Annotated in this window: 11 protein-coding genes; 3 read left to right on the forward strand and 8 right to left on the reverse strand. The window is 37.8% G+C overall.

Annotated features, from left to right (window positions below; translation table 11 throughout):
- From C5745_RS19645 to C5745_RS19665, 5 genes are all read right to left on the reverse strand, one after another.
- On the reverse strand, positions 1-358 hold a 358-nt coding region (locus C5745_RS19645; RefSeq protein ID WP_243403405.1), incomplete at its 3' end, for a Fic family protein.
- Positions 359-809: 451 nt separating this feature from the next.
- The gene (locus C5745_RS19650) at positions 810-1,310 is read right to left on the reverse strand and encodes a DUF1772 domain-containing protein (RefSeq protein WP_105718723.1); all 501 of its coding nucleotides are present in this window, start codon (positions 1,308-1,310) and stop codon (positions 810-812) included.
- 73 nt (positions 1,311-1,383) lie between these two features.
- Positions 1,384-2,271 carry a helix-turn-helix domain-containing protein gene (locus tag C5745_RS19655; protein ID WP_105718724.1) on the reverse strand — a complete coding sequence of 296 codons (888 nt, stop codon included), beginning with the start codon at positions 2,269-2,271 and terminating at the stop codon, positions 1,384-1,386.
- Between the two features lie 131 nt (positions 2,272-2,402).
- Positions 2,403-3,113 carry a 2OG-Fe(II) oxygenase gene (locus C5745_RS19660; protein ID WP_243403406.1) on the reverse strand — a complete coding sequence of 237 codons (711 nt, stop codon included), beginning with the start codon at positions 3,111-3,113 and terminating at the stop codon, positions 2,403-2,405.
- Positions 3,110-3,859, reverse strand: a complete 750-nt coding sequence (locus C5745_RS19665; RefSeq protein ID WP_105718725.1) for an SDR family oxidoreductase — start codon at positions 3,857-3,859, stop codon at positions 3,110-3,112. Before C5745_RS19665 ends, C5745_RS19660 begins: the two co-directional genes overlap by 4 nt.
- A 665-nt stretch (positions 3,860-4,524) precedes the next feature.
- Here C5745_RS19665 and C5745_RS19675 point away from each other — a divergent pair.
- Both C5745_RS19675 and C5745_RS19680 read left to right on the forward strand, forming a co-directional pair.
- A complete protein-coding gene (locus C5745_RS19675) occupies positions 4,525-5,097 on the forward strand; it encodes a Crp/Fnr family transcriptional regulator (RefSeq protein WP_105718727.1) in 573 nt (190 codons plus the stop codon).
- A gap of 82 nt (positions 5,098-5,179) precedes the next feature.
- Entirely contained in the window at positions 5,180-5,620 is a 441-nt protein-coding gene (locus C5745_RS19680; protein WP_105718728.1) for a DoxX family protein, read from the forward strand.
- 224 nt (positions 5,621-5,844) lie between these two features.
- Here C5745_RS19680 and C5745_RS19685 read toward each other — a convergent pair whose 3' ends face one another.
- Complete coding sequence (locus C5745_RS19685) at positions 5,845-6,228, reverse strand: winged helix-turn-helix transcriptional regulator (protein ID WP_105718729.1); 384 nt, start codon at positions 6,226-6,228, stop codon at positions 5,845-5,847.
- A 156-nt stretch (positions 6,229-6,384) separates the two neighbouring features.
- On the opposite strand from C5745_RS19685, the gene C5745_RS19690 reads away from it, so the two are divergent.
- Positions 6,385-6,708, forward strand: coding sequence for a DMT family transporter (locus C5745_RS19690; RefSeq protein ID WP_105718730.1), 324 nt, complete (start codon positions 6,385-6,387; stop codon positions 6,706-6,708).
- A 139-nt stretch (positions 6,709-6,847) separates the two neighbouring features.
- Here C5745_RS19690 and rhuM read toward each other — a convergent pair whose 3' ends face one another.
- Together rhuM and C5745_RS20840 are read right to left on the reverse strand one after the other, a co-directional pair.
- A complete protein-coding gene (gene rhuM / locus C5745_RS19695; protein ID WP_105718731.1) occupies positions 6,848-7,810 on the reverse strand; it encodes a virulence protein RhuM/Fic/DOC family protein in 963 nt (320 codons plus the stop codon).
- Positions 7,811-7,938: 128 nt separating this feature from the next.
- Complete coding sequence (locus tag C5745_RS20840) at positions 7,939-8,082, reverse strand: DUF5763 domain-containing protein (protein ID WP_394342081.1); 144 nt, start codon at positions 8,080-8,082, stop codon at positions 7,939-7,941.
- Positions 8,083-8,393: the final 311 nt, after the last annotated feature.

Here is an 8,393-nt window from a genome sequence, read left to right on the forward strand (position 1 = left end):
ACTGATTGGCAATCAGAATGGCATTGCTGACAATTCGCGCTGTTCGTTTGTTTCCATCATTGAATGCCTGAATGTAGGATAACAACACCAGTGCCAACAGGGATTGTTCAAATATGTTCTTCTTGTTATTGATTAGGTGGCACATATCTTCAAGGGCTTCTCTTATCTGGTGCTCGTTGTCCAAAGGTTTGTAATTTGTACCGGAAATACCTACCCGACGTTGCCTGAGATTACGTTCAACTGGAAGATCCTTGACCAAAATACTATGAATATCTTCTATTCTTGCTATGGTCAAGGGTACAACGTAATCGGGATTATCAATGATGAAGTTCAATGCTTCTTTATGATTTAAGAGCATAGTGGCATCGTCTTTCGGTTTTCCATATGCTTTTATAAGCTCAAAGTTACGTATAAATGAGCTTATTTGTTAATTTTTTTGAGCCTATATATTAATAATGAGCTCTTTTCTTAAGTATTATAAGCTCAAACAATCCGTTTTGTGAGCTTAAATAGTGCAAGCGGTGAGCCGATAGAGGGTATTTTTGACTTCCGTCATCCCGGCGAAGGTGATGATCTCGTCTCCCCGTTCCTGGCTATTCCCGACGCACAGTGCCCCTAACGCTATCGTGATGGCAAAAGGAAGTACCCAAACTAGAACACGTCTCTATCAAATTATCTATGTACATCTGGGTCGGAATCGAGGTCAAACATGCCATCAATATCCGTCGGGAGTTTATCAGGATTTCTTTTCCTGTTCCGCCTGTTGCTCCAAATAGAAAGATGTTCATATTGTGTACAGAAAAATTAAGTTATGGTGTATGGCTTGGTTCCATATTGATGTAGATGAAGTTCCGTAAAAGTTTGAAATACGCGATGATTGCCAAAACCGCACTTAAAACAGTAAGGATAGTTCTTGCTATGTGAATAATTTCCCAACGTATTAGTTCTGACGGAACTTCATTAGGGTTCATTGTTTGGTTTACAAACTGAAAATTGATAGGTAGAAAATATGCTAAAAGCATAATCAGAATAACGATGTTTGAAATATTTACCCAAAACCACAAACCCTTTCCGTCTTCTTTTCTTTTTCTGACTGAAATATAAGCGTATATCGAAAGGATAAACGGAATAATCTGCATTGGTAACATTGTGATTCCCACTCTTGCCCCATAATGATTAAACCAGAGCATTAGTTCGTTTGGGGCCAAAGAGTGCCAAAACGGAACAATGATAAACAGGACTGTGATACTGCCACCTCCAAAAAGTCCTAATAATGCGATTGTCGAAATGTAAACCGATGTATTTTTCATCTTACCTTTTTGTTTTAGTTAATAGTGCAAAATTGACTATTTTGGTGCAAACAGGTAAGGATTGACAGTTCCATTACTCGGACAAATCGTGCATTGTCTTTGAGCGATATTCCTGTGGCGAAATGCCGATGATTTTTTTAAACAACCTGCCGAAATAAGAGGGGTCGCTAAAGTTCAAATGGTAGGCAATACCCGATATAGGTTCGGAAAAATCCTGTAAATATTTTCGGGATTGGATAATAATAAATTCCTGTGTAAACTGCTTGGCTGATTTGTTCCAGACATTTTGAATACACCGATTTAAATAGTTAGATGAAATATTTAGAAGCTCAGCATAATCGTTTATACTGTAATGCTCTGAATAGTGCTTATACACTAATTCCCTAAAAGAAATCGCAATATCAAACTGCCTCGACAAGCCTTTTTTCAGCTCGGAAGATTTTAAGAGCTTCAGTAATAACGATTGAAAAAGATAGAGGACAATTTGTTCATCAGGTTTTGGCGTTTCCAATTCCTGAATGATGAGTTTGCAAACCTGTTCCAAAAATTTACTGTCGTTGCTGTGTAGCTGAATGATTGGGGCGACGGTAAATAGCTTTATAAAGTAACTTTGGTCTTTGAACTGCTGTAATATTTTATCATCAAAAGTGATGTAATAGCCTTTGACATTTTTCGACTGTCGCAATAGCGATGTTACTTCGCCTTGCATTACTAACAAAGCCTGATTTGCCAACACTTTCTTTATTTCATTTCCAACCTGCTGTTCAAAATTTCCGTCTGTAGGAAATACAATAAAATTGAAATCGGCTTTTAACAGCGGTGTCGGCGTGACGATGTTTTTAGTAAATAAATCATCAACATTATAGATTTGCACAAGCGTTTCTAAATATCGAAACTTATCAGGAAAATTCCTGATATATGTCTTTGTGAATTCTTTAAATGTGGTCTCGGTATTTTCCACTTTTCAGTTGCTTTTGGATATTGATATCTTCTACTAACTAATCTGCTGCAAGAGTTGTTCGATATCTGTCATGGTGTGCTTCAAAAACGGCTTGATGGCTAAATTTACGAATTTTGTGGGAGTATCATACCCTAACTAACTGCATCGTGGAAAATAATTCCTAATGTATGGCGTTCGCCAGTTTTTACTTCGCTTACACCGTGTTTCATATTTACCCGATAGTAGCCTTTTGTGCCTTTTGCGGGTTTAAAATTCGTTGTAAAAATCAGCATATCGCCTTTCTTTGGTTTCAATACAATGGCTTTGGATTGTGCTCTCGGAATTTGCTGTGTCAATACAAATTCGCCGCCTGTGAAATCTTGGTCTGGTTCATTCAAAAACAAAACGGTCTGTATCGGAAAATAAACTTCGCCATACAAATCCTGATGTAAGGTATTGAAACCGCCTTTGCCGTATTTCAAAATCAAAACAGTTGCTTTTTGCTGTCCGTTTTGGTGGCATTGTCGTAACAATTCTGCGTGTTCCAAGGGAAATTGCCTATCCATATTCAACGCTCTAAACCACGCATTTGCTATCGGTGCAAGGTGCGGATAAATGTTAGTTCTGATTTGCTGAATGATGTCGGGCAACGGATAATTAAAATACTTGTATTCGCCCAAACCAAAACGGTGGCGTTCCATTACTACCGTTTTTCTGTAAGCGTATGGGTTATTGTATTCCGATTTCAGCATTTCGCATTGTTCGTCTGTTAACAGGTTGGCGATAACCGTATAACCGTTTGTATGCATCGTTTCAGTTATGGTTTGCCAATCTGTATTTTGTATCTTTTGCGCTATCATCATATAATCGAAATTCCTGCGTCCACTGTTAATTCTGTTCCGTGGATGTATGAGGCTTCTTGTGAGGCAAGAAACAATACGGCGTTGGCTATTTCGGCAGGTTCGCCGAATCTTTTGAATGGAATAGTAGGGATAATGCTTTGAATAGCTTCCTCGATCTGTTCGGGATTTAAACCCGTATTGTTAAATCCGTTTGTTTTGATATACCCGGGACTGATGCCGTTTACACGAATACCTTTTGTGGTGAACTCTGCTGCGAATGTTTTGATGAATGATCGCACGGCGGATTTAGCTGATGAATAAATAGAAAAATTTTGTATATTCATTTCCGTTACTACCGAGGTATTGAGTACGATTGTACTTCCTTTTTTCATCAATGGTACGATTTGCTGGACGGTAAAAAATGTGCCTTTTACCAACAAATTAAACAACTCGTCAAAATGGGCTTCATCAGCAAACTCAACAGGAGCAAACTTTCCGTAACCTGCATTGGCAAAAAGCAAATCAATGTGGCTAGTGTATTGTTTTACCTGGTCCTGCAAAAGCATTATATCTTGCATACTGCTTGCATTGGACACCATACCAAACGCATTTTCGCCTAATTGTTCTACAGCTTTGTTTACCGTTTCGGCGCTTCGCCCTGTAATAATTACTTTACCGCTTTCGTTAATGAACTGTTGGGCTGTGGCATATCCCATTCCGTTTGTTCCGCCTGTGATAAGAGCGAATTTGTCTTTAAATCTTTGCATTGTTTTTTAGTTTTAAAATCTGTTGCAAAGATTGCTATGTATGTTAAGATAAAAAATCCGAAACTTGCTGAATTTCCAATGTAGCTTCACAGATGGTTAAATACCAGAAATAAATTCAGAAAGATTATTTAGCGTCCGTTTCGTGTATTTGGATTTTCAATTTTAAGGAAGTCACTTTTTCTAATAGAAGTTTTCTATGAAGAACCAATTGTGCATTGGTATCTTCGAGCTCCCGTATTTTATCTTGTAGGTCGATGATTTTTTTTAGCAGCACATTTTCCCTAGCTCGGCATTATACCGCTGGTCATTTCGGAGCAAAGCATTTATATATTCTTCGAATTCTTTTCCCTTCAATGATTCTTGCGAATACAGGAATGAGAAATTCAAAAAGTAGCATATTATAAAGAAAAGTGTTATTGTCCCCGGTTGAATCATCTCTTGTTTTTGGCAGAACACGTTTGCTTATACAAAAATAGTCATTTTTACACATTGCTTCCTGTTTGGAATTTATATTTTGATGATATGCTTGCTTTGAAAGATTTTGAGGATTACCTTTACTTTTTCAGCACAATTGATCCGATGACCTTAAAACAGATCATGAGCATGGAAAAAATGTACACAAGCCGCTTAACTGTCATTTAGCGAAGCAAAACCAACAGACAGAAATGGATACGACGAAGTTGATAGAACATCTTTTAAAGCACGTTCAACTCGATAACAATGAAACTGAAACAATCGAAAAATACTTTACTTCTAAAACGTTGAGGAAGAAAGAGTTTTTGTTGCGGACAAATGAAGTTTGTAGAACAGAAAATTTTATACTCGAGGGTTGTTTCAGAACGTATTCCATTGACGAAAATGGTTTTGAGCGTACCCTGATATTTTCTGTGGAGAGCTGGTGGATTGCAGATTTATTGAGTTTCTTAACCGAGAGGCCTTCCTCATACAATATTGTGGCATTGGAAAATGCAAAAATCTTGCAGATTAAAAAGAACGATTTGGAAAAACTTTACCTAGAGGTTCCAAAATTGGAGCGATATTTCCGCATCCTCATTCAAAATGCATACATCAGTCAATTAGAGCGAATTAACCAGAATTACTCCCTAACAGCAGAACAACGTTATCACTTGTTTATACAAAAACATCCCGATTTTGTGCAACGAATCCCCCAAAAACACATAGCTTCTTATCTCGGGATTACGCCTGTTTTTTTAAGTATGCTTAGAAAAAAGAGATAAACGCTATAATTTATTCAACTAGTTTAATTTTTTTTTCTTTTCCGTTGTCGAATTTTGTTTTTAAACGTTGACAATTTAAAGAATGAAAAACATAATTTTCAGTACCAATACTAATTGGACAGGACTCGCATTACGACTTACGCTCGGGATTGTAATGTTTCCACACGGAGCGCAGAAAGTCTTCGGTTGGTTTGGTGGTCCCGGATTTACCAAAGAAATGGAGCACCTAACAGAACATATGGACTTACCTTGGATTATTTCACTTCTTGTTATCCTCATTGAATTTCTTGGCGCAATCTCCCTAATTATTGGATTTGCGTCGAGGTTATGGGCAGTAGCATTTATCATACTTTTTGTCGGTATTATTTTTACCGCACATGTAGAGTATGGTTTCTTTATGAATTGGTTTGGAAACCAATCGGGCGAGGGTTATGAATATCATTTATTAGTGATTGGCATTTGTATTGCCATATTCATAAACGGTAGCGGTAAATATTCTATCGATAAATTGATAACTGATTAAAAAGAATCCAATTCACCGTCAAAACTGCTACGGCGCGTAGCAGTTTTGTATGCTAATTATAATTACTTTAGTTCACTGGCATTTTCCAATAATGCGCTATAGTATTTTTCTTTATTTTCCATCATTGTGTTTTTTTTGCACTGCTATCATCATATGTTCGATTGTGGCGTGAAAATACTCTTCTGATTTTTTTTCATTAACATATGTGCGGATGATTGAACGCGTCACGTTTTATTTCTATAGAGAGTGACGTTTTCTTTCCTATTCATAGCTATTTCCGCCACTTTATCTGCATGGGCATCGCCCCATTGTTGCATAGCATCAATAACAGACAACAATGTGTTTCCAAATGGCGTTAAAGTATATTCTACTTTAAGCGGATAGCCCTCAAAGGATTCTTTGGTCACAATTTCATAATCCAACAGTTCCGACAGTTGTTGGTTTATAACCCGCAGGCTAGCCTGCTTTATTGCCTTCTGAATTTGAGCTGGCCTGTTTATGCCATTCGATATGCAATCAATTATACAGGGCTTCCATTTGCCTCCGATGACCTTCATTGTGACGGATACGCCGTAGTCCAGTGCCTGTGGTATTTTATTATGGTACATTAGCGGTTTTTACATTAAAACTGTAGGTACAAATTTACAAATATATTTATTCTGATTCCGGTACTGGGATAGTGACAATATTATCCATATGATTCTTTTACCCCATATTTCACGCCGTTACTAGGTACCTTAACTTTGCTAAAAAGTAATACACATATGAAACATTTCTTTCTCTTGGGTGCAATTCTGGCAGAAATAATAGGTGCTTTGGCAACACGACAGTCAGATGGGTTTAGTAAGTTTTGGCCGTCATGCGTCGCCGTGGTTGGTGTGGTCGGCGCGTATTTCCTGTTGTCATTATCATTGAAAAGTGGTATGCCGATAGGCGTCGCCTATGGAATCTGGGCTGCTTTAGGAATAACCATCCTAACGATTATTGGCGCTATCTTTTTCAAAGAGCCTTTGAGTGCCATTCAAATCATAGGAATCATCATGATAGTGGGCGGAGTTTTAGCCTTAGAACTCGGTAAAGCAGAATAACCTATGAAAATGGTGGTCAAAAGCTGTAGCGCTATTAAGCTCGTGCGCTACGCAAATGATTACCAAACGTTGTATGAATTAGTCTTTTTACCTGACGTAAAAGACTGATGAGATTTAAAGAAACTCCGACCGAGCTATACTATCGACTATTTATAAGCTGTGTAATCAGTTTGACCATCAGCTCTTTTTCCTGAGGATCACTCTGAGCTACTAATAAGGCCAACGTCACCAAAGCATTGTCGTTGATCTTTATTTCACCGTCTCGTTTAAATCGATGTTTATTCTTCTCTAAAAACCATACGAACATAAAAGCTCCAATGCGTTTGTTACCATCAGTAAAGGGATGGTTTTTAATGATAAAATAAAGTAAATGGGCGGCTTGTTCTTCTATACTGGAATATAGATATTGCCCGGCGAATGTCTGCACAACACTTTGCAATGTTCCCTCAAAGCTGTTATCTTTCTCATTGCCGAATAATGCTGTTGCTTCTTTTTTCCCTATTAGCTGTTTCTTAAGTTCAGCAATGGCAAGCTTTGCTTCAACATAATTAATTTCGTAGGTGATGTTTTCGTTGAGTTTCCGCGGCTCAATGGAATTGCTATCGAACTGGTTCAAAAGCACAAAGCTCTGGGTATACTGTGAAATGATATCCATAATACCCTTCGCCTCGTTTACATTTCCTATATCTTTTGCCGTTTCGGTAATGAATTGCACGGTTTGTTGTAACTCGTCCAAACGTTTTTGATTGATAGTATAGCCTTGGATAAGGTACTCTTTCAATCGCTGGGTTGCCCACTGACGGAAAGCGGTACCTTGTTTGGATTTTACTCGGTATCCTACAGATATAATAACGTCTAAGTTGTAATGTTCGACTTGGTACACTTTACCATCTGAAGCAGTTGTCGCAAATTTTGCGACAACTGAACCGGCTACTAATTCTCCTTCGGCAAACACATTACCTATATGCTTACCAATGGTTTTAATGTCCCTATCAAACAACGAAGATATCTGTTGCCGATTTAACCAGACAGTATCTTTATCAAATTGCACCTCAATCTGGGTTCGATTATCTTTTGTTTGATACATTAAGATCTTGCTCATGGCTTTCTATTCTTTGGTTGAAGCGAGCTTCAATCGGTCTCTTTTACAGTTGTACGCTAATATAGTATAGACGCAAATATACCATTCTTTTATACTAAAAAAAATAGCAACAATAACTAAAAAAACAGCTATTGACTCGGTTCATGTTGAAAACAATAACCATTGACATTTTTAGTCTTACGCTTGCAGCGAGCGCCCGCTTTAGTAATCCCCCGACACCGAACAGAAGTACTTTCAAGAATTCGAGCTGGGGCTCCGTTAGATGTTCTGATATATAAACGCTCTCTGCCATATTACCTTTTGTGGAACGATAAGACCTAAAAATTGGGTCTTACAGTAACACGATTGGTAAAGATAAGCAACAATTATTCACAAAACAGCGTTTAATGTTAGATGCCAATATCCATTTACTGCAGTACTAATAATTTGTTGCGCCTTTTTAATCGGTTTAGAATAAGTAAATTTACTTCATGGACACAAGCTTATCCCCTATTATTACAGTCGAAGAGCTTCTGCTTATAAAAAGCAGAGAAAATCTGGTCATCATCGATGCCTCGAACGCCAAAGATGCCTATGCAGACTT

It is taken from the genome of Sphingobacterium haloxyli, assembly GCF_002980525.1.
Taxonomy (GTDB): domain Bacteria; phylum Bacteroidota; class Bacteroidia; order Sphingobacteriales; family Sphingobacteriaceae; genus Sphingobacterium; species Sphingobacterium haloxyli.

Coding starts and splice junctions, on each gene's coding strand:
- C5745_RS19650 (WP_105718723.1), bottom strand. CDS start 1,310: ATGAAAAATACATCGGTTTACATTTCGACAATCGCATTATTAGGACTT.
- C5745_RS19660 (WP_243403406.1), bottom strand. CDS start 3,113: ATGATGATAGCGCAAAAGATACAAAATACAGATTGGCAAACCATAACT.
- C5745_RS19665 (WP_105718725.1), bottom strand. CDS start 3,859: ATGCAAAGATTTAAAGACAAATTCGCTCTTATCACAGGCGGAACAAAC.
- C5745_RS19675 (WP_105718727.1), top strand. CDS start 4,525: ATGGATACGACGAAGTTGATAGAACATCTTTTAAAGCACGTTCAACTC.
- C5745_RS19680 (WP_105718728.1), top strand. CDS start 5,180: ATGAAAAACATAATTTTCAGTACCAATACTAATTGGACAGGACTCGCA.
- C5745_RS19685 (WP_105718729.1), bottom strand. CDS start 6,228: ATGTACCATAATAAAATACCACAGGCACTGGACTACGGCGTATCCGTC.
- C5745_RS19690 (WP_105718730.1), top strand. CDS start 6,385: ATGAAACATTTCTTTCTCTTGGGTGCAATTCTGGCAGAAATAATAGGT.
- rhuM (WP_105718731.1), bottom strand. CDS start 7,810: ATGAGCAAGATCTTAATGTATCAAACAAAAGATAATCGAACCCAGATT.